General features: G+C 65.1%; 20 protein-coding genes. 6 read left to right on the top strand and 14 right to left on the bottom strand.

Annotation, left to right across the window (positions count from 1 at the left end; genetic code table 11):
• Positions 1 to 19: 19 nt before the first annotated feature.
• The 3 genes from QM841_RS01290 (at position 20) to QM841_RS01280 (ending at position 3296) form a co-directional block, all read left to right on the top strand.
• The gene (locus QM841_RS01290) at positions 20 to 1468 is read left to right on the top strand and encodes an aldehyde dehydrogenase family protein (RefSeq protein WP_283330643.1); all 1449 of its coding nucleotides are present in this window, start codon (positions 20 to 22) and stop codon (positions 1466 to 1468) included.
• A 74-nt stretch (positions 1469 to 1542) separates the two neighbouring features.
• Positions 1543 to 2073 (top strand): flavin reductase family protein, encoded by a 531-nt coding sequence (locus tag QM841_RS01285; RefSeq protein WP_283330642.1) that lies wholly within the window; start codon positions 1543 to 1545, stop codon positions 2071 to 2073.
• A complete protein-coding gene (locus QM841_RS01280; protein ID WP_283330641.1) occupies positions 2070 to 3296 on the top strand; it encodes a bifunctional 3,4-dihydroxy-2-butanone-4-phosphate synthase/GTP cyclohydrolase II in 1227 nt (408 codons plus the stop codon). Before QM841_RS01285 ends, QM841_RS01280 begins: the two co-directional genes overlap by 4 nt.
• Here QM841_RS01280 and QM841_RS01275 read toward each other — a convergent pair.
• Genes QM841_RS01275 through QM841_RS01265 form a run of 3 tightly spaced genes read right to left on the bottom strand, consistent with a single transcriptional unit; the run spans position 3201 to position 6791 of the window.
• Positions 3201 to 4712 carry an amidase gene (locus QM841_RS01275; RefSeq protein ID WP_283330640.1) on the bottom strand — a complete coding sequence of 504 codons (1512 nt, stop codon included), beginning with the start codon at positions 4710 to 4712 and terminating at the stop codon, positions 3201 to 3203. The two genes, QM841_RS01280 and QM841_RS01275, sit on opposite strands and share 96 nt — an antisense overlap.
• Before the next feature lie 28 nt (positions 4713 to 4740).
• Positions 4741 to 5535: a hypothetical protein gene (locus QM841_RS01270; protein ID WP_283330639.1), complete on the bottom strand. Its 795-nt coding sequence runs from the start codon at positions 5533 to 5535 to the stop codon at positions 4741 to 4743.
• Positions 5532 to 6791, bottom strand: coding sequence for a YlbE family protein (locus tag QM841_RS01265; RefSeq protein ID WP_283330638.1), 1260 nt, complete (start codon positions 6789 to 6791; stop codon positions 5532 to 5534). Before QM841_RS01265 ends, QM841_RS01270 begins: the two co-directional genes overlap by 4 nt.
• A gap of 230 nt (positions 6792 to 7021) precedes the next feature.
• Here QM841_RS01265 and QM841_RS01260 point away from each other — a divergent pair, with 230 nt between their 5' ends.
• Complete coding sequence (locus tag QM841_RS01260) at positions 7022 to 7936, top strand: LysR family transcriptional regulator (protein WP_283330637.1); 915 nt, start codon at positions 7022 to 7024, stop codon at positions 7934 to 7936.
• A gap of 4 nt (positions 7937 to 7940) precedes the next feature.
• Here the strand turns inward: QM841_RS01260 and QM841_RS01255 are convergent, their stop codons facing one another.
• Positions 7941 to 8615 (bottom strand): FadR/GntR family transcriptional regulator, encoded by a 675-nt coding sequence (locus tag QM841_RS01255; protein ID WP_283330636.1) that lies wholly within the window; start codon positions 8613 to 8615, stop codon positions 7941 to 7943.
• Between the two features lie 120 nt (positions 8616 to 8735).
• On the opposite strand from QM841_RS01255, the gene QM841_RS01250 reads away from it, so the two are divergent.
• A complete protein-coding gene (locus QM841_RS01250; RefSeq protein WP_283330635.1) occupies positions 8736 to 9524 on the top strand; it encodes an IclR family transcriptional regulator in 789 nt (262 codons plus the stop codon).
• Between the two features lie 42 nt (positions 9525 to 9566).
• Here QM841_RS01250 and QM841_RS01245 read toward each other — a convergent pair whose 3' ends face one another.
• From QM841_RS01245 to QM841_RS01200, 10 genes are all read right to left on the bottom strand, one after another.
• A complete protein-coding gene (locus QM841_RS01245) occupies positions 9567 to 9962 on the bottom strand; it encodes a RidA family protein (RefSeq protein WP_283330634.1) in 396 nt (131 codons plus the stop codon).
• Positions 9963 to 9965: 3 nt separating this feature from the next.
• Positions 9966 to 10733 (bottom strand): cyclase family protein, encoded by a 768-nt coding sequence (locus QM841_RS01240; RefSeq protein ID WP_283330633.1) that lies wholly within the window; start codon positions 10731 to 10733, stop codon positions 9966 to 9968.
• Between the two features lie 77 nt (positions 10734 to 10810).
• Positions 10811 to 12046, bottom strand: a complete 1236-nt coding sequence (locus tag QM841_RS01235) for an MFS transporter (RefSeq protein ID WP_283330632.1) — start codon at positions 12044 to 12046, stop codon at positions 10811 to 10813.
• Positions 12047 to 12246: 200 nt separating this feature from the next.
• Positions 12247 to 13482 (bottom strand): NAD(P)/FAD-dependent oxidoreductase, encoded by a 1236-nt coding sequence (locus QM841_RS01230; RefSeq protein ID WP_283330631.1) that lies wholly within the window; start codon positions 13480 to 13482, stop codon positions 12247 to 12249.
• A complete protein-coding gene (locus QM841_RS01225; RefSeq protein WP_061040642.1) occupies positions 13475 to 13672 on the bottom strand; it encodes a ferredoxin in 198 nt (65 codons plus the stop codon). Before QM841_RS01225 ends, QM841_RS01230 begins: the two co-directional genes overlap by 8 nt.
• 110 nt (positions 13673 to 13782) lie before the next feature.
• The gene (locus QM841_RS01220) at positions 13783 to 14562 is read right to left on the bottom strand and encodes an SDR family NAD(P)-dependent oxidoreductase (protein ID WP_283330630.1); all 780 of its coding nucleotides are present in this window, start codon (positions 14560 to 14562) and stop codon (positions 13783 to 13785) included.
• Between the two features lie 5 nt (positions 14563 to 14567).
• Entirely contained in the window at positions 14568 to 15551 is a 984-nt protein-coding gene (locus tag QM841_RS01215) for an ornithine cyclodeaminase family protein (protein ID WP_283330629.1), read from the bottom strand.
• Complete coding sequence (locus tag QM841_RS01210; protein WP_283330628.1) at positions 15551 to 15853, bottom strand: dihydrodiol dehydrogenase; 303 nt, start codon at positions 15851 to 15853, stop codon at positions 15551 to 15553. Before QM841_RS01210 ends, QM841_RS01215 begins: the two co-directional genes overlap by 1 nt.
• Positions 15853 to 16395, bottom strand: coding sequence for an aromatic-ring-hydroxylating dioxygenase subunit beta (locus QM841_RS01205; RefSeq protein ID WP_283330627.1), 543 nt, complete (start codon positions 16393 to 16395; stop codon positions 15853 to 15855). Before QM841_RS01205 ends, QM841_RS01210 begins: the two co-directional genes overlap by 1 nt.
• A complete protein-coding gene (locus tag QM841_RS01200; protein WP_283330626.1) occupies positions 16389 to 17732 on the bottom strand; it encodes an aromatic ring-hydroxylating oxygenase subunit alpha in 1344 nt (447 codons plus the stop codon). Before QM841_RS01200 ends, QM841_RS01205 begins: the two co-directional genes overlap by 7 nt.
• Before the next feature lie 553 nt (positions 17733 to 18285).
• Between QM841_RS01200 and QM841_RS01195 the strand changes: the two genes are divergently transcribed.
• The gene (locus QM841_RS01195) at positions 18286 to 19302 is read left to right on the top strand and encodes a dihydrodipicolinate synthase family protein (protein WP_283330625.1); all 1017 of its coding nucleotides are present in this window, start codon (positions 18286 to 18288) and stop codon (positions 19300 to 19302) included.
• Positions 19303 to 19342: the final 40 nt, after the last annotated feature.

Here is a 19342-nt window from a genome sequence, read left to right as displayed (position 1 = left end):
GACAATATTTGGAGCGACAATGACCGTGTCACAACTTCTCATCGGGGACTCATGGGTTCCCTCCGCATCCGGCGCCGAGTTCACAACCCTGGATCCGGCAACGGCCGAGACGATCGGTGTCTGTGCGGACGCCGGCACCGAAGACGTCGCGAGGGCGGTGGTGGCGGCCCGCGCCGCTTTCGACCACGGATCCTGGCGTCACCTACCCGCCACCGAGCGGGCCCGGTTGCTGTGGCGGATCGCCGACCTCATCGAGGAACGCGCGGACAGTCTCGCTCGCCTGGAGACCTTGGATCAGGGCCAGCCACTCAGCTTCTCCGCAGGTATCAGCGTGCCGTTCGCGGTCGAGACCTTCCGCTACTACGCCGGCTGGTGCACGAAGATCGAGGGCAGCGTCAAGCCGGTCTCGGCGCCCGACGTCCTCGCCTACACCACCCGGGGACCGGTCGGGGTGTGTGCACTGATCACGCCGTGGAACTATCCGCTGCTGCTGGCGTCGTGGAAACTCGCCGCCGCACTCGCCACCGGCAACACGGTGATCCTCAAGCCTGCCGAGGACACCCCGCTGACCACCCTCGAACTGGCCCGGATCTGCGTCGAGGCCGGGGTGCCCGACGGCGTGGTCAACTGCCTCACCGGCGGTCCCGAAGTCGGCCAAGCCCTCGTCCGGCACCCGGACGTCGACAAGGTCTCGTTCACCGGGTCCACACAGGTCGGTAAGGAGATCGTGCGGGCGGTCAGCGGCAACCTCAAGCGAGTGAGCATGGAACTCGGCGGCAAGGCGCCGAGCATCGTCACCGAGTCCGCGGATCTGGAAGCGGCGATCGCGGGGAACCTCGAGGGAGGTCTGGTCAACTGCGGCCAGACCTGTGTTGCGTACACCCGATTCTTCGTTCCGCGGAAGATGGCCGACACCTTCGCCGAGCATCTCGCCGCGGCGGCCGCGACGTTGCCGATCGGCCCCGGACTGCAGGAGCAGACGGTATTGGGACCGTTGGTGTCGAAGACGCATCTTGACCGGGTCGCCGCGTACGTCGAGAAGGGGATCGCCGAAGGCGCCCGCCTGGTCGGTGGCGGCGAACGCCCCGGCGGTGACCTCGCCGGCGGAAACTTCTTCCAGCCCACGGTGTTCACCGACGTCACCGACGAGATGACCATTGCCCGGGAGGAAATCTTCGGCCCGGTCCTGTCAGTGATGCCCTACGACGACATCGACGAAGCGGTCACCCGGGCCAATGACACCCCCTACGGCCTCGGGGCGAGCATCTGGACCCGTGATCTCACCACCGCGCACCGTCTCGCCGCCGACATCCGCAGCGGCATGGTGTGGGTGAACATGTCGCCGCTGTGCGACCCCGCGATGCCGTGGGGCGGCGCCAAGCAGAGCGGCTGGGGTCGCGAGCTCAGCAGTTCCGGACTCGACGAGTTCACCGAAGAGAAGTCGGTCTGGATCGCACTGAGGGACTGACCCCCACCGAGGGTGCGGGCCGGGACTTTCCCGCCCGCACCCTCGGCAACACCCCCGCATCCCAGGAGCAGAAAATGATCACCCAACCCGCCCCCACTGTCGACGACACCACCATGCGCGGCGTTCACCGCACCTTCGTCACTGGCGTCACCGTCGTCACCACCACCGACCAGGACACACCGAAAGGCCTGGCGGTCAACGCCTTCACCAGCATCTCCCTGGACCCACCGCTCGTCATGGTCTGCGTCCAGCGCTCCTCCGCCACTCACGACCCGCTGTTGCACTCCACCCATTTGGGCATCAACATCCTCGCCGCGGATCAACGTTCGACGGCAGCAGTGTTCGCGAGCAAGGGTGCCGACAAGTTCGCGACCATTGCCTGGGAGCAGGCCGAGCACGGGTCACCCGTTCTCACCGGCAGCTGCGCGTGGATGGAGGCGGAAGTCTGTCAGCGACTGGACTTCGGCACCCACACCGCGTTCATCGCCCGGGTCGTGGGCGCCGACTACTCGGATCGACCTGCGCTCGTCTACCGCGCGGGCGAGTTCTTCGACGGCTCCGACCTCTCTTGTGCGCCACACTCCTCGGTCAGGAACGAACAATGACCACCCTGAGGCTCGATACGATCGAGCGGGCGATCGACGACATCGCCGCAGGCCGCCCCGTCGTCGTGCTCGACGCCGACGACCGCGAGAACGAGGGCGACATCGTGTTCGCCGCAAGCATGGCGACGCCGGAGCTGATGGCCTTGACGATCCGCAACAGCAGCGGCATCGTCTGCGCACCTGCCGACGGTGCGGTACTCGACCGACTCGCCCTCCCGTTGATGACCGCGGACAACCACGACCGCATGGGGACCGCGTTCACCGTATCCGTTGATGCGCGCGACGGTGTGAGCACCGGCATCTCGGCGCACGACCGCGCCCACACCGTCCGCATGCTCGCCGATCCGGACAGCGAAGCGGATCAGCTCGTCCGCCCCGGGCACATCTTCCCGCTGCGCGCCCGCGACGGCGGAGTACTGGTGCGGCCCGGCCACACCGAGGCCGCGGTCGACCTGGTCAGGCTCGCCGGGCTGCCCCCGGTCGGCGTGATCAGTGAGTTGGTCGACGACGACGGCACCGTCAAGCGAGGCCCGCGGTGCCGGGAGTTCGCCGACGCACACGGGCTGGCGCTGATCTCCATCGCCGACCTCGTCGCGTACCGCAAGCGCCACGAACCGACCGTGCAACGCCGGGCCACCACCCGAATCCCCACGCAATACGGCGTTCTGACGGCCTACGGCTACCGCGATACCGTGACCGGCGCCGAGCACCTCGCGCTGGTCCACGGAGACCTCAGCAACGGCCACTCCGTCCTCACCCGGATCCACTCCGAATGCCTCACCGGGGACGTGCTCGGCTCCGGCCGCTGCGACTGCGGCGACCAACTCGACACCGCCCTGCAAATGATCGGTGACGCCGGTCGTGGGGTCGTCGTCTACCTGCGTGGTCACGAAGGCCGTGGGATCGGACTGATCGACAAACTCCGGGCCTACGCCCTCCAGGACGGCGGCCTCGACACCGTCGACGCCAACCTCCGCCTCGGCCTCCCCGTCGATGCCCGCGACTACACCGCCGGCGCGCACATCCTCGACGACCTCGGAATCATGAGCACCCGGCTCCTGACGAACAACCCCGACAAGGCCCGCTGCCTCGTCGACTGCGGCATCGACGTGACCGAGCGGGTGCCGCTACACACCACCGCCACCATCCACAACCTGCCCTACCTCGACGCGAAGCGACTGCGCCTGGGACACGACCTCCCGCTGTTCGGCAACCCGGCGTGACCCAGGAAGAGCCGGCCGGTTCCAGGCGTGTTGTGTCCACCGCTCGAAATCCTTGGCCATGCCGAGCAATTGGTCCTCGGCGCGGTGTCGCCCGACGAGCTGGACTCCGAGTGGGGTCCCGGATTCGCCGAAGCCCGCCGGCAGCGCGATGACGGGATGGCCGGTCACCGTGACGTGGCAGGCCGTCTCCATCCATCCGAGGTAGTCCGGCTGCGGTACGCCACACACGGACTCGGGGTACTGAAGCGTGACGTCGAACGCGGGCAGTGGCGCCACCGGGAGAAGCAGTCCGTCGTACGTGTCGAGGAATTCGCGCATGCGATGGAAGAGTCCGGTTCTGAGCAGTGCCGCCCGGCCGACGTCGCGCCCGGCCAACCGCCGGCCCGCGATCATGTTCTCGTACAGGCTGGGCCGGACCAGATCCTTGTTCGCATCGAAGAGTTCACCGAACGCCGCTTCGAACTGCCACGCCCGAAGGATTCGGAAGCACTCTCCGGCCCCGTCGAAGCTCGGGCATGCCTCCTCGACGACCGCTCCGGCCTCGTGGCACGTGCGCGCGGCCTGTTCGACCACTCGACGTACCTCCGGTTCCACCGGGACGCTACCGCCCAGATCCACGGAGAACGCAATTCTTCGACCGCGCAGACCGTCTTCGGCGACGGTGGCGAACCGGGATCCGTCCTCCTCCAGGCTGATGGGTGACCGGCGGTCGGGGCCCGCGAGGACGGACAACAACAACGCGACGTCGTCGACGCAGCGCGCCATCGGCCCTGGAACGGACAGCCCGCACCACCCGTCCGCCGCCGGGTACGTGGGTACACGCCCTGCGCTGGGTCGCAGCCCGACCACATTGCAATATCCGGCGGGCAGACGAAGTGATCCGCCCATGTCGTTGCCGTCCGCGATCGGATGCATCCCGGCGGCGAGTGCCGCTGCGGCGCCGCCGGACGAACCACCCGCGGTAACCTCGAGATCGTACGGATTCCGTGTCGCGCCGAAGAGTTCGTTGAAGGTATGCCCACCGGCGACGAATTCCGGAACATTGGACTTACCCAGTGTCACGACTCCGGCCGCTTTCATCCGTTCGACGACGAGATCGTCACGATCGGGAACATGCTGCGCATGAATGCGCGACCCGAAGGTTGTCCGCACTCCCCTGGTGAGGTGGTTGTCCTTGTGCGCCACTGGAATGCCGTGCAGAGGGCCGTCCCACCCCCCGGCCGCGAAGCGTTCGTCGGCAGCTGCCGCCTGTGCCATCGCTAGGTCGGGAATGTACGTCACGACGGCATTGACGGCAGGGTTGACCTCCTCGATCCGCGCAAGATGCGCTGACACGGTTTCACGGGCGGACAGCTCACCTGCACGCATGAGCCGGGACAGCTCGGTCGCACTGTGGTAGTACAACGGCTCCGACATCAAGGACCTTTCTTCACAGTCTGGGGCATCAACGCGGGCCATCCGAGATGTCCAGGTTCGCGATCAGATCTCGCGCTTCCCGGGACAGCACCCCGGCTTCTCCCGGTTCCGGAAGTTCGAACCACAGTTGCAACAGTCCTTGTTCCACAATCAATCGATAGGTCCGTGGGCGATCCGGAACCGGTGAGCGCTGAGGACAGCGGTCGACGAAGCCGGCGTCCTGCGCGGCGCCGCAGTCGTCGAACAGCCTCGCCGTCCGACGACCGTGCGCCCAGTCGGGCAGATCGACCCGGTCCAGTTCGCGTGCAATCATCTGGCCGATCTTTCCCGCGCCGGGTCGCGGTGGTGCTCCCGCCTGCAGAACGCTGTTCCGGAGATTGTTCGAAGTGACACGCAGGACCCAGGATGCGCCGATCCTCGTAGGAGTGTGGAGCTGAAACCCCGGCCAATCAGCATGCGCGATGGAGTGCAGCACCGTACTGCCGTCGCATCCCAGTTGGGTGACCGACCTTCGCGAATAGGCGATCCCTCGGGCCACCGGATCACTCAGGCCCAACTCGCCGAGCAGTGTGAACGCCCGGCTCGGCGCCGCTCCTCCGTATCCGACGTCCACTTCGTCGACCGCAATGACGTCTCCACTGTCCACTTCCCACAGCATGTGCGGAACGATCAGAGATCCCGATGTATTGGTGAGGAACCGCCCCGGGTCACAACCGGACGACCAGAAGACGTCGCTTGCCGCGAAGCCGGCAACGATGCGAGTGACTCGTGCCTCGAGCTTCTCGACGTGGCGCAGGGCGTTCGTAGGCCGCGCCCAGATCATTCACCCCACCGCCTTCCCGCTGAAGCCATCCAGTCGCCCGCACCCAGATCCAGCAGGGCGTTGTGCGCGGCGACGAAGGGTTCGATGGGAAGTCTCGTGATTCCCGCACCGACCTGCCCGATTCCTGCGGACCGGTGCGCAAATCCGTTGTTCACGACCGGAGCGATTCCTGTTCGCGCGACAGCTTCGACGTCGATTCCCATCGGCGTGCCCCGAAACTCCTCGTCCGGGATGAGGAAGCGACTACTGCCGCCCCGGGTGATCTGCCGCATCTCCGCCACATAGTCCTTCAGCGCGCTGGGATTGCCTCCGATGTAGGAGCTGATTGCCGGCGCGGCGGACAATGCGAAGGCACCGAGACCGATCACCTCGGTCACGAGGGAATCACCCATCATCGGACAGGCATCATCAAAGGTGAATCCATCGAACAACTTCGGATCTCCCACCGGCGCGGGCGCCGTGATCCACGAGTCGAGACCGCTCACGCGAATCCCCATCCGTCGCCCGTTCCCTGCGATCGCGGTCACCAATCCCCTTGTTCCACAGCGGTGGGCGGCATCGGCGACGAGTTTCGCGCCCGCCATGGAGAACGACAGGAAGGAGTGCGGATTGCCGCCGAGGAACTCGATGATCGCCGCCGCGGTCTTCGAGTCCGGGGCATGTTCGATCACCCCGGGTGCAAGCCTGATCGTCAGCGCTGCCGTGGACGCGACGTTTCGATTGTGGCATTCATCGCCCCGCCGAAGCCCCTCCGCCTGCAGCGCAGTGATGTCGATACCGCCCATCGACCTCAGAGCGTCGTCGAGTACCGGTGCCAGAACGACACTCATCCACCGAAGGCGCTCGATGACCCCGGCGTCGTTGGCACCGAATCGAAGAGCCCGACCGAGTCCTTCGTTGAGCGGTGCGAATGCCTTGTGACCGTTCTCCGCTTCGACAACCACCACCGGGGTGCTCGGAGAGACGACACCGGCCATCGCCCCCACGGCGGACGCCGAATGACACGGCCGCAGATCAACCTTCCCGGCGTCGAATAATTGGGCTGCCGCGTCGAGATCGGGAACCTCACCCTCGAGCACCAACGCCCCGAGGATCGCGCCCCTCATCGGACCGACGACTTCGCCGGGCTCCACCTGCGGACCGGCGTGCAGATACGAGCGCCGACCTACCGCATCGATGACGTCCCCCGCCCGTCTCACGCCGACGGCATTCGCCGTCGCGGTGTCGAGCACCGCCCAACCATCCCTTACAGTCATGACAACTCCATTGAAAGTCGCGAACGACGCGTCCGGCCGGTTGGATGACCGGTCCACGGACGGCGTCTACAGATCGTGGTGATCCGGCCTGCGAATCAGCTCACCTGATTGACCCAAAGATACCGAGACACAGCCCATTCAGCGAGATCAGGCTGGCCACATCTTTCCGATGGCAGGTATCATTTCGAATGATGATCGACTGCCGGCGACGGCGGGAGAGGTGACGAGAGTTGCAGACGAAACTGAACCGAATCGACTTGAACCTTCTCGTCGGCCTGGACGCCCTCCTCTCGGAGCGGAGCGTCTCTCGCGCTGCGAAGCAACTCTCGGTCGGGCAACCGGCGATGAGTGGCACACTGTCGCGATTGCGAAAACTCTTCGACGATCCCCTACTCGTGCGCGACGGGTCGTCGATGACGCTGACACCTCTCGCAGAGTCCCTCACGTACCTGGTCCACGACATACTCGGATCGATCGAGACACTGGTGACCGTGCGTGCACCGTTCGACGCGGCCACGGATACCCGCACCTTCACGATCCACGCAAGCGATTATGTCACTCTCGTGCTACTCCGTTCGTTCGTCAGAACGGCCGCCGACCAAGCGCCGAACGTACGGATCAATATCGCTCCCCCGCAGGCGAATTACTTCGATCCACTGCGTGAGGCGCAGGCCGATGTGGTGATCATCCCGCGAGAGATCGTCGGTCACGGGGGAACCACCTACGCCGGCACTCCCCTCTTCACCGACCGGCACGTCTGTGTCGTCGCCGCGGACCATCCCGTTGTGGGTGAGACGATGTCGCGGGAGCAGTTCAGCGCGTTTCCCCACCTGTCCGCCACCGGTGGCATCCCTCCGTCCTTCGCCGAGACCCAGCTCGACGCCATCTCATTGCCCTTACGTATCGAAGCGTCGACGACCAGTTACGTCGCCGCACCGTTCCTACTGGAAGGAACGGAGATGGTCGCGGTGCTGTACGAGCGTCTGGCGCGAGCGCTCCGCGACAGTGCCGGCATTCGACTGCTCGAGCCGCCGGTCCCGCTGGCCCCGATCACCGAGATGATGTACTGGCATCCACGCCATTCCGACGATCCCGGGCACCGATGGCTTCGCCGCGAAGTTCGCCGACTGGCCGAGCAACTGTGAGCAGTCACCGAAGCCACGGACGGTCGGCGGGGTGCGGCCCGGGGGTCGCGATGCGGACCGTCAACGACGCACCTTCCAACGCCACCCCGATCCGGTCCCCGGAGAACAAGGCCTTCAGCATTCCTCGGAATGCGCGCTCGATATCCCCATTCGTGTTCCACAGTTTCCTATCGGAGATATACGGCAATGCATCGAATAACTTTTCGGCCGCCCGGTTCCGGGTACTGACAATAATTGTCCGGGAAAGTATGTCGACGGCGTCCGGATCCGAATATGCGGTTTCCGCGGACGCCGCCCATTCGATGTGCTTTTTCCGGATGGACTCGATATCCTCCGCGTCACCGCGCACCGCGACCGCCATACACGCCGAGGACACGAGGAGACGTTTCAATTCCTGGACGTCCTCCGGAGGCACCGCACTCGGTCCGGTCGTGGTTACCGGCAGGCACCGCCGGGACGACAACACGTAGGTGCCCGAACCCTGCCGTCGCTCGAGCATCCCCGAATGCGCCAGGACTTGTACTGCCTCCCGCACGGTGTTTCGGCCGACTCCCACCATCTCGGCCAACATCGACTCGGGTGGGATCCGGCTTCCGACAGCCCACCGTCCCGAGACGATCTCGTCCTCGAACCCATCGACAACCTGGGCGACCAACCCCGTGCGGCGTACCGTTTTCAATTCTTTTTCCTTTTCTCGTATATAGCGCCGCAGTCCATGGGAATAATTCACGACGTCGAATAATCCCTGCCTGGTTGAACCGGAATCCATTTCGAAACCGGGACATGGTATATTTTGGGCGTGAGCAGCGCGCACGAGCCCGAGAAAAAGTCCGAGAATTCCACGATGCAGAGCATGGATCGTGGAATGCACATGCTCGAATTGCTCGCGGAACAGCCGATGCGGGCGAAAGAACTGGCCGAAGCCACCGGAGCGAAATGGGCAACTGCGCACCGCACACTGACCTATCTTCGCGACAAGGGCTTCGTCAGGCGCGACGACACAACCGGTCTGCACTACGTCGGTCGTCGGATGTTCGCCATCGGCTCCGCCTACCTCGGCGATCATCCCCTGTTCACAACGAGCGAACCGCTGATGCGAACGGCCGCCGATCGGATCAACGGTTTCGTTCAGATCGCCGAGCGTGACGGGCATTCGTCGGTTGCCATTGCCAGCGTCGAACCTCGCATTCCCGTTCCCACCCTGTCCTACGCGAATACGTATCGTGCCTATCCACTCCACACGGGAGCCCGCGGATTGGTTCTGCTCGCGTACTGCCCCGACGAGTTCATCGACTCCTATGTCCAGGGGCCGCTGCGTTCATTCACCGAGTACACGATCACAGATCCCGCCGAGTTGCGTGCCAAGCTGAAGCAGATCGTGGCCGATGGCTATGCCTCCAGCGACCGGGATGTCACCGCTGCCACGTGTGGGATTGCGGCCCCGATCCGGAATGCGGCGGGCGAGGTGACGGCGTCGGTGTCGATCGCCAATTACCGCGAGCAGATGCCGCCGCGGGATCTCGTGCTTCACGAGGTTCTCGGGCTCGCCCAGTCCCTGTCTCAGCTGATGGGCTGGCGGAACCGGTAGGCCTTCTCCGTGTCGCCGAAGAGAAAGACCTACCGGCATCGTCTAGCTCTTGACCGCGATCGCTTCGAACTCGATCAGCATCCGCGGATCCACCAGGCCGGCGACGTAGACGAACGTCGACGGCGGACGGTTCGGGATCCATTTGTCGCGGATCGTACGAATCTCCGGCAGAGACTCCGGGTCGGTGAGGTAGCCGGTGATCTTGACGATGCGGTCCATCGAACTGCCCGCAGCCTGCAGGGCACGCTCGAGGTTCGCGAACGCCCGGTCCGCCTGAGCCGCGGCCGAGAGGTCCTCGCCGATGTCACCGGACTCGTCGTGGGGAACCGCTCCCGAGGTGAAGACGAGATTCCCGGCTTCCGCCGCCCAATGCCACGCAGCATCTGCTTGTAGCCCGGGCACGGTCACGTACTTCATGTCGTCGCTCACTGTGGTCATCGGTCAGTCCTCGTCGACGATGGCGACAGCGCGAACGAATCCCGCCGTGCCGCCGGCGATTTTGATGGGCAGCGCGATGACCTTGAACCCGTGTGGGGGCAACTGGTCGAGATTGGCGAGCTTCTCGATGTGCGCGTACTCGATCTCGAGGCCGAGGAGGTGGCAGGGCCACAGGTACTTCGGGTCCTTGCCGTGCTTGTGGTAATCGGCGGCCCATGCGGCGTACGGACGGTCGTAACTCCACGCATCCGTTCCGACGACCGTGACGCCCTGCTCGAGGATCCATTTGAGCGCCTCACGGCTGGGTCCGCCACCACGGGTGGTGTACTCCGGCTTTCCCCAGTACTTGTCGTTTCCGGTCATCGTGAGGACGATGTCGCCCGGCTTGATCGTGTAGTCCATGTCCTTCAGCTTCTGCTGAATTTCCGCGAGGGACACCTCCGAGCCATCTTCGGCATCACTGATGTCGATGACGACCCCGTCACCCATGCACCGTTCGAGGGGCCACTCCTCGATGGTCTTCGGCTTCGACCCATCCGCCATCACCGGGCCGAAGTGCCACGGTGCGTCCATGTGTGTGCCGGTGTGCGAGTTCATGTCGATATGTTCGACCGCGAACGCGGCACCAGGGGTGGGCCAATGATTCGGATCGATGTCGTAGTGCTCTTCGTTGTACTGCGCCCCGAGGACGTGGGGCTCGAACACCACTCCCTTGCCCTCCAGGGTGGGGTCACCGTCGGTGACCATGGAGATGTCGATGATTCTGCTCATCTGCTTACTTCCTCATTTCTCTCGATTGGTCGCACTCTGGATCTCACAGTGCGACAGTGGAGGTGGTAGGTGCACAGTCAGCTGACTGTGAGTTTCCGGTCTTCCTCGACCGGCTCGGCGGCGCGCTTCATGCCCAGCAGGCCCACGAGGGCAGTGAGCACCGAGATCGCTCCGACCGCAATCCAGCCGGCCGCGAAACCGTGAGCGGGGACGATGTTCCCGAACACCACGGGGACGACGAACCCGCCGACCGCGGCGAGGGTGAGCATCACGCCGACCGCAGTGCCGACCTGTTCGGGATCGATCCTCGACAGGTCCGCGGGCACACCCAGCCAGGCCGGATAGCTGAAGACGAAGAGGAACCCGATCGCGAAGGAGATGAACCACAGCAGGGCATCGGGGGCGACGGGGATCGTGGCGATCAGTGCCCCCATCAGAAGGAGGGGAACGACGATGACGGTTCGGTAGTTGCGGATGAGGTCCGCGACCTTGCCGCCGACCAGACTTCCGGGGATTCCCGCCAGGGCCAGGATCGCGGCGAGCAGACCGCCCTGGCCGGGGGTGAAGCCGCGTTGCGCGACCGCGTATTCGCTGAACAGCTGCGATGCTGTGAAGTAGGCGCCGTACACGCCGAGCATCGCGATGCCGTAGATCCACAGCTGCTTGTCGACCAGCGCCCGAACCAGGCCGGCGCGGCTGATCCGGCCGCCGTGGAGTCCATCGACGCCGCGCGGGGTGTAAAACCACAGGGCAACCGCCGCCGCCAGGACGATATTGACGATGCCGCAGATCGCAAGCATGCCGCGCCATCCCGCGAGGTCGGTCAGGTAAATGCACGCGTAGAGACCCAGGGCGACACCGGTACTGAACGCCGCACCGCACGCGATGCCCAGTGCGAGGTTGATCTCGTGGCCGCGGAACCACACACTGACCGCGGCGACAGCGACGGCGATGAAGATGGACGCGCCGACACCGGCGATCACCCGGTACAGGGCGAGATCGAGAAAACCGACCGCGACACCCGACAGCGCCGCACCGGCCCCCTGCAGCACCATTCCGAGGACCAGCGTGCGTTTCATCCCGAGCCGGGCCGCGATGATGCCGCCCGGGACGTGGGCGACCCCGTAGCCGAGGACGAACAGCGCGATCAGCAGGGCGAGCTGCTCGAAGCTCACGCCGAGGTCCTCACTGATGGGTGTGAAGGCCGACGCGATGTTGAACCAGTTCAACGTCAGGCTGATGTAGCCGAGGACGAGCAGGGCGAGCATTCGCCATCGGGCCTGGTAGACGTCGCTACCGTCAATTGTCGCCAAGGGGGTTCCTTCCATCGGTGCCCATGCCTGCCGGATAGCCAGCTGAGCGGGAGATTGCGAGATCCGACAGGACACACCTGAGGGTCTGTGATCCGACGGTCATCACGGCCGCACACCACACTGTGATTCAGGTCTCTGCCGGTTGGTCCGAATCTATCTCTCCCCAACGGAATTGGGGAGATGCAAGGACCCGACCGCCGTCAATGGCCGCTATCAGTTGAAATGATGTTCTCGAGCGCAGTGGACGCGGACCACGACGCTCCTTCGGCGACCAGGTGCTGGTATTTGATCAACCCACGTGGGGAGTTGAACGAAACGACGCCGGTGACACGGTCGTCGCGACCGTAGAGGGCGACGAATCGTTCGTCGCCCGGTCCGCCGCTGACGAAACACACCTCGTCCGTGGGTCGGGGACACCCAACCATCTGGGTGCGTTTGCGGTATTGGTCCGACCAGAAGCTGGGCACGGCGCACAACGTCGATTTCTTCTCGGCTGCAATGATGTTCTCGGCCACCACCGTCGCCTGGAGGGTCGCGTTGTTCCAGTGCTCGCTGCGTACCTGTGCCCCGAAGTAGTCGGAGTACCAGCGGGCGGCGTCGCCGACGGCATAGATACCGGGCACATTGGTGTGCCCGCCATCGTCGCAGAGGACGCCGTTGTTCACCTCGACGCCGGAGCCGTCGAGCCATTCGGTCACTGGGGAACCGCCCACTCCGACGACGACCAGATCAGCGGGGAGAAGTCGTCCGTCAGTCAGCCTGACCCCGGTCACGCGCCGGTCACCTACCAGTTCTTGGACGCCCACACCGAGTTCGAGTTTGGTCCCGTGGCTGGTGTGCAGGTCCGCGAAGTGGGAGCCCACGATGGGGCCGAGGACGGTGCCCAAGGGGGTCGGTTGCGGATCGACGAGAGTCACCGACTGCCCGCGAGCGCGCACGCTCGCCGCCACCTCGGCGCCGATGAACCCGGCACCGACGACGACAATGTCTCGGGCACTGTCCAATTCGGATCTGAGTGCGAGAGCATCCGGCAGCGTCCGGAGAACGTGGACACCCGCGAGGTCACCCATGAAAGCTGGGCGCCGCGCCCTCGAACCCGTGGCCACGACGAGCGCGTCGAATTCGAGAACCGTGCCGTCGTCGAGGGTGAGTGTGTGCCGCGAAGGGTCGGGCGAGAGCGCTGTGGCCCGGCGTCCGAGGCGAAGATCGAGGTCGAGTTCGCCTATCTCCTCCTCGGTCAGCAGGAAGAGATCGTCCGGATCTCTTGTGCCCGTGAGTAACTTCTTCGACAGTTCGGTGCGGTCGTAGGGCGATCGCACGTCCTCTTCGCCGACGAGGGTGATGGCGCCGAGGTATCCCAGGCGCCGCAGTTCCTGGATCACGTTCATGCCGGCGAGGGAGCCGCCGACCACAACGATGCGCTGAAACCTACTCATCGCGGGTTCCCAACGCCTTGGCGGGACAGGACCGAATCGCCCTGTCGGTCTTCGTGTGCAAAGATTCGGGCGGGTTTTCCTGCAGCAGGATCACCTTGTTCTCGTCTTCGTCCAGGTCGAAGACCTCGGGGGCTTCGAGCATGCAGCTACCGTAACCACGGCACTTGCCGGCATCGGCGGTGACGTGCATGGCTACACCTCGCTGTTGCGGTCGGCCGCGATTGCCCGCGGGTGGGAGTGGGGTTGTGACATTGTTCGTTCCTTCTCGAGTGGTGCCGTGCGGCACGGCACAAGGGGCAGTCAGCCGACGAGGTATCCGCCGTCGATCGGCAGGACGACACCGGTGATGTAGCCGGCCTCGGAGGAGGCGAGGAACGACACTCCGGCCGCTACCTCGTGTACATCTCCGGGTCGGTTCATCGGGATGTTGCCTCCGACGGGTGAGGGTTCGTCGGGGACGGATCCCCCGGCTCGCCGGAGTGCGGCCGCGCTGGTGGTGAACAGGTCGGTGGGAATCCACCCGGGGGCGACGGCATTCACGCGCACACCTCGACCGGCGTACTCCGCAGCGATTTTCAGGGTCAGGCCCACGACCGCGTATTTCGAGGCGATGTAGGCGGACCCGCCGCCGCGGGGCACCAGCCCGGCCGACGACGCGATGTTGACGATCGCGCCGCGGCCGCGTTCGACCATGCGCGTTCCGACCGCGCGCATCACATTCACGGTACCCAGGACGTTGACCCGCAGGACCCTTTCCCAGGTGCCGGCGGTGAGCTCGTCGAAGGTCAGGTTCTGGTCGAAGATTCCGGCGGCGTTGACCAGGACGTCGATCTCGCCCAGGTCACCGGTGATCTCGCCGATCACCGAACGGACGAGGTCCTCGTCGGTGATGTCCGCGGCGTAGGCGATGCTGCGGCCGCCCGTCCCGGAGACGATCTCGGCGGTACGCTTCGCGGCCACGTCGTTGGCATCGATCACCGCGACCGAGTATCCGTCGTCAGCCAGGCGGGTGGCGACAGCGCGTCCGATTCCGCTGCCGCCGCCGGTCACCACGGCCACGCGTTCGGCCCAATTCGCCATGGCGCTCATGCTCCCGCGGGCTTCTTGGTGCGCAGTAGATCCACCGACGTCCCGATTCCGTTCTGCACGGCTCGGTCGTAGACGACCTTGGCCGCGACCAGGTCCTGCAAGGCGGTGCCGACCGACTTGAACACGGTGATCGCGCCGGCGTCGAGGGCAGGCACGTTGCCCCCGGCTAGATCCGCCAGTGCCACGAGTTTGCCGTCGAGGAGCCCCTTCTCGTCGGCGGCGAGCAGGTCTCCGGACTCGGTGCGGGCCTGGTCGGGGGCGTCGCTGACCACGAGTGCGGCGCGGTCGACGACGTCGGTGTCGATCTCCCGTAGCGAGGGCATGGTGGATCCGATGGACAGGACCGTGGTCCCGGGCGTGAGCCACTTGCCCTCGAGGGCGACGCGTCCGGTTCCGACTCCGGTGTTGGTGGCGACCACGACGACCGGTGCGGCGGCCGCCTCGGCCGGATCGGACACCGCGACGACGTCCACGTCGAGGCGTTCGGCCATTCGGTTGACGAATGCTGTGCGCCGCTGTGGGTTCGGACTGTAGACACGGACCCGTTTGACGTCGAGGGCGGCGCAGACTCCCTCGAGGTTCGTCTCGGCCTCCAGGCCGGATCCGATGACCCCGATCTCGACACCGGTCTGCGGTGCCAGGAACCCCGCTGCCACTCCGGTGGTCGCTCCGGTGCGGGCAGCGGTGAGGTATGCGCCGTCCAACTGAGCGAGCAACTCACCGGTCCGCTCGTCGAACAGGCCGATCAGGTATTGGACCCCACCTTCGGAGACTTGGTTGAACACCTTGAAGCCCATCAAGCCCGCGCCGTCCGACACGCCGGGCATCAGCCGGAAGAATCCCGGTGTGGACTCCAGGTTGATGCGGTCGGGCAGTTGTGTACCGCCGCGGGCCTGCGTGCGGTATCCCTCGCGGATGGCGCTGACGAGGTCGGGCATCTGTGTGAGGGCTTGCACGTGCTCGTCGGTCAGTAGCAGCATCAGTTGTTCTCTTTTCCGATTTCGGTGGTCGGGGGATCCTCGGGGCCGAACGGCTGGTCGAGGTAGGCGGAGATGGTGTCCTCGTTCTGCCAGCTCAGTGCCTCGAGGGCGAGGGCGTCGAGACGGATCTGGTGGTCGAGCCGGAGTGAGGTGATCTCGAGCCGTTGCCCGTTGCGGGTCAGGATCTTCCGCACCCGCACGGCGGTGAACTCGTTGACGACGGTGAATTCGACGGCGACGGTTCCATCACCGGCGTTCGGCGCGGCCGAGTCGTCCTTCGTGTGTGTCCGGGGAGCCGACATCAGATCACCATTCGCAGGTGCGGCAGCCGGACCACGCTCTCGTCGAGCTGGACCGTCCGCTGCACCAGGCCCCATCCGTCGCCGCGGCGACGCAGGACGTCCTGTCGTCCGGCCGGGGTTATCACCACCGGATCCGATTGGTGGACAACGGTTATGAGAACATTCGACGCGACCGACACTTCGTTCGCGCGCTCAGTGTCGGTGACCGAGAGGATTGACACGAATCGCCGCACCCGCTGGAGCGGGACCTCCCCCCAGGAGAAGTCGATGTGTTCGGGTTCGAGGCGCCTCGCCCAGAGGTTGGCCAGGGAATCGCGGGACTCGTCGAGCAGGTACGCGCCGGCCACGAAAGGTGACTGTGACGGGTCGTCGCGGGTGATGGTGACGGGAATCCGGTAGACGAATTCGGGTTCGAGCAGCGGAATCCACCGCGGGTAGTCGTGTGCGTCGAGCAGCGCGGTCTCCCGGCCGTAGAACCTGCTTACGCTGGTAAAGGTGGCGTCGTCCGCATCCGCGGCGTCGATACGTTCGTCGCTCAGCATCGGTCTGCCTTTCCCGCCGTGCGTGTGCAGGTGCTGTCGTCGTCGAGCAGTTCGGACCACCTGCGGAACAGCTCGCGCTGGTTGACCTCCGAGTGATCGGCCTCGTAGACGGCGCCGGGCCAGTCGACATCGTCGGCCGGTTTGATACCGACTCCGCCGGCGTAGACGAAATCGGTGGACTGCGATACCCGGCCGCGGCTCATGTCGGCGATGGATGTCCAGTTCTGGAAGTCGTCGGTGTCGAAGATCCCGGCGAGACCGACCATGCGGAGGTTCGCGCGTTGCGAGTGCTCGCGCTGCTGCTCGTCGTACCACTTCGGGACCAACGCGAACATGATCAGCTCGCAGTGCATCTCGTCGACCGGCTGCCACTGGCGGAATTGCACGTATGACACCGCCGGGGTGTCGTCACCGGAGGAAAGGGCTGCTGCGTCGATGAAGGACAGGTTGGGGAACACATTGCCGTGCAGCACAGACATTCTCGACATCAGATCGGCCTGCCTGGGGTCGAGTCCGGACGCGATGTCGGACCAGCGGTTCTCCGGGTAGCCGAGAAACACCGGGGTATCGGACTCCAGTCCGTAGTGCTGGACCCGGAGCGTATGCCCGTTGCCGGCGACGATGCATCGCCCACGCATCGCGTCCATCGAGACGTCGTCGAGCTGCGGAAAAGCCTCGGTGTTCAGATAGGTGCCCAGATCGATCGGGCTCTTGTGCGTCGTGCCCAGGTGATAGCCGTCGCCGGCGAAGTTTTCCGCGCCGAGCTTCCAGTTGGTTCGCACCAGGGCGCGCGCCGGGGGGCCGACGACCTGCAGGTCACCGGCCTTGTCGAGCACGGCCTCGAGATACCAGGCCATGTCTCCGAGTTCGTCGAGCAACGAGGGTGCGTCCGGGTCCCAGCTGGCGAAGATCAGCCCGTGGAAGACGTCGACGTTCGGCGGTCCGACCAGGTTGTACTCGCTCTTGTCGAAATCCGCGTCGAAGACCTGCTTGCGCTCGGGCACTCCGCGTAGCGTGCCCTTGTTGGAGAAAGTCCAGCCGTGGTAACTGCACCGAAAGTGCGATGAGTTGCCCATGTCGGCGCGACACAATTGATTGCCCCGATGTGTGCACGAATTCAGGAATATCCGGACGTCGCCCGTCTCGTCTCGGACAACGATGACGTCCTCGCCTCCCAGCTTCCGGGTGACGTAATCGCCGGGGGAGGGGATCTCGCTCTCGTGGGCGACGAACAGCCAGCACCGTCCGAAGATTCGTTCCATCTCGGACTCGAATTCGTCTCGGCCCCAGTAGGAACGGCGGCTCACGCGAGTGACGTCCGCGGTAACACGTGTCATCTGGTTGACCCCTATCAGGAGTGGATTGAAACACCCCGAGACTGCGTATCCATATAGTGGATATGAGGTCCGTTGGGTGGATGTGATGACGCTAACAACGCCACACGGAAACTGTCAACACGCGCCGTGGCCGCCGATGCGACGCCGGGCCCAATGCGAAGTTCGCCGCTGCGCGGTCGAGGGGGTGGGCACGTGATGGGTGTTCGATGTTGCCGAGCGGGACGACATACGCGCCACGAGAATCCCAGCTAGGCGCGTTCCGCATGGACGGTCGCGGAGGGTCGGCCCGTCGCGAATGGACCGGTGTCGCAATGACCGCGACCTGGACCCGGTCGCGAGCCGGCCACGGGGAGCGCCGAACGACCGTTGACGGGCCACAGGGTCAGTGTTACCGTCGCCATATCCACTAATCGGTTCCAATATCCACCTATTGGACATAATTAGGGTGAGACATCTTCTGCCTGCCGCATTCGCGCCCGAACGATCGGGGCGGTCTCAGGGCAATTGCACCAGCCGCGCAGGAATTCGTTGCCCCCACAAACGAAGGACATCCATGAGCTACTCCCGAACCGACGCGCGCTCCTGGGCCCGCGCGAACATGAAGGGCATCTGCGGATGCTTGCTGCCCACCTTCACCAGTGATCTGAAGGGAATCAACGAGCGCGCCATCCGACACGACATCGCGCGTGAGAAGGAGCTGGGTATCTCGGGGGCACTGCTGGTGGCCGAGTGCGGCACCACCTTCGACGAGTTGCTACAGGTGACGGAAATCGCCGTCGACGAGGCTGCCGGCGGTCTCCAGACGGTCGTACACGCGGTCCTGCCCACCCTCGAAGACAACATCGCCCTCGTGCGCGAGTCCGAGCGTCTGGGCGCGGACATCGTCCTGGTCTCCTACCCGCTCACCTTCTACCCGAAGTCCGAAGAAGAAGTCTTCGAATACACCCGCGCGATCGCCGAGAGCACCAACCTCGGAATCATCGTGTTCGCGATGCACCTGTGGAACTTCCGCCGCTTCCACCCGAGCCACTTCTCCCCGGACCTGATCGGCCGGATGATCAACGAAATTCCGAACGTCGTGGCCGTCAAGACCGAAGTCGGCGGTCCGGGGGTCGGCGGCATCGCGCAGATCTTCGAGCGCTACCGCAACGACGTGATCGTGATGGACCCGATCGAGTCGAACTCGCCCGCCTGGCACGCCGCGTACGGCATGCAGTGGATGGGCACGTCGAACTACGAGGCCTACGGGCCGTGGGTCGCCCGCTACTTCGACCTGATGCGCGACGGCAAGTTCGAGGACGCGATGGAGATCTACTGGAAGCTCCACCCGATCCGGGAATCCGACGCGGCCGTGGTCGGTCCGGCACTCACGGGCACCGCGATGGTGCCGCGGTACCTGTGGAAGTACCAGGGGTGGCTCAACGGATTCAACGGTGGACCGCTGCGAGCGCCTCAGGCCCGCATCAACGACGGGCAGATGAAGCAGTTGCGGGCCGGGGCGGTCGCGGCCGGCCTCGACGTCACCACCTCACTCGACGAGGAATTCCTGGTGGGCCGCAACCCGGCCTAACCCTCGTCGATCCATCCCACGACAGCCACCGGACCCTGGC

Source organism: Rhodococcus sp. IEGM 1307, assembly GCF_030056915.1.
Taxonomy (GTDB): Bacteria; Actinomycetota; Actinomycetes; order Mycobacteriales; family Mycobacteriaceae; genus Rhodococcus_F; species Rhodococcus_F opacus_D.
Note: the sequence above shows the minus strand (reverse complement) of the source record. Positions and strands in the feature narration are given on the sequence as shown.

Coding starts and splice junctions, on each gene's coding strand:
- QM841_RS01215 (WP_283330629.1), bottom strand. CDS start 15,551: ATGCTGCTACTGACCGACGAGCACGTGCAAGCCCTCACACAGATGCCC.
- QM841_RS01275 (WP_283330640.1), bottom strand. CDS start 4,712: ATGTCGGAGCCGTTGTACTACCACAGTGCGACCGAGCTGTCCCGGCTC.
- QM841_RS01280 (WP_283330641.1), top strand. CDS start 2,070: ATGACCACCCTGAGGCTCGATACGATCGAGCGGGCGATCGACGACATC.
- QM841_RS01270 (WP_283330639.1), bottom strand. CDS start 5,535: ATGATCTGGGCGCGGCCTACGAACGCCCTGCGCCACGTCGAGAAGCTC.
- QM841_RS01205 (WP_283330627.1), bottom strand. CDS start 16,395: ATGCTGAGCGACGAACGTATCGACGCCGCGGATGCGGACGACGCCACC.
- QM841_RS01285 (WP_283330642.1), top strand. CDS start 1,543: ATGATCACCCAACCCGCCCCCACTGTCGACGACACCACCATGCGCGGC.
- QM841_RS01265 (WP_283330638.1), bottom strand. CDS start 6,791: ATGACTGTAAGGGATGGTTGGGCGGTGCTCGACACCGCGACGGCGAAT.
- QM841_RS01240 (WP_283330633.1), bottom strand. CDS start 10,733: ATGAGCAGAATCATCGACATCTCCATGGTCACCGACGGTGACCCCACC.
- QM841_RS01200 (WP_283330626.1), bottom strand. CDS start 17,732: ATGACACGTGTTACCGCGGACGTCACTCGCGTGAGCCGCCGTTCCTAC.
- QM841_RS01245 (WP_283330634.1), bottom strand. CDS start 9,962: ATGACCACAGTGAGCGACGACATGAAGTACGTGACCGTGCCCGGGCTA.
- QM841_RS01290 (WP_283330643.1), top strand. CDS start 20: ATGACCGTGTCACAACTTCTCATCGGGGACTCATGGGTTCCCTCCGCA.
- QM841_RS01220 (WP_283330630.1), bottom strand. CDS start 14,562: ATGGCGAATTGGGCCGAACGCGTGGCCGTGGTGACCGGCGGCGGCAGC.
- QM841_RS01195 (WP_283330625.1), top strand. CDS start 18,286: ATGAGCTACTCCCGAACCGACGCGCGCTCCTGGGCCCGCGCGAACATG.
- QM841_RS01210 (WP_283330628.1), bottom strand. CDS start 15,853: ATGTCGGCTCCCCGGACACACACGAAGGACGACTCGGCCGCGCCGAAC.
- QM841_RS01230 (WP_283330631.1), bottom strand. CDS start 13,482: ATGAGTAGGTTTCAGCGCATCGTTGTGGTCGGCGGCTCCCTCGCCGGC.
- QM841_RS01225 (WP_061040642.1), bottom strand. CDS start 13,672: ATGCACGTCACCGCCGATGCCGGCAAGTGCCGTGGTTACGGTAGCTGC.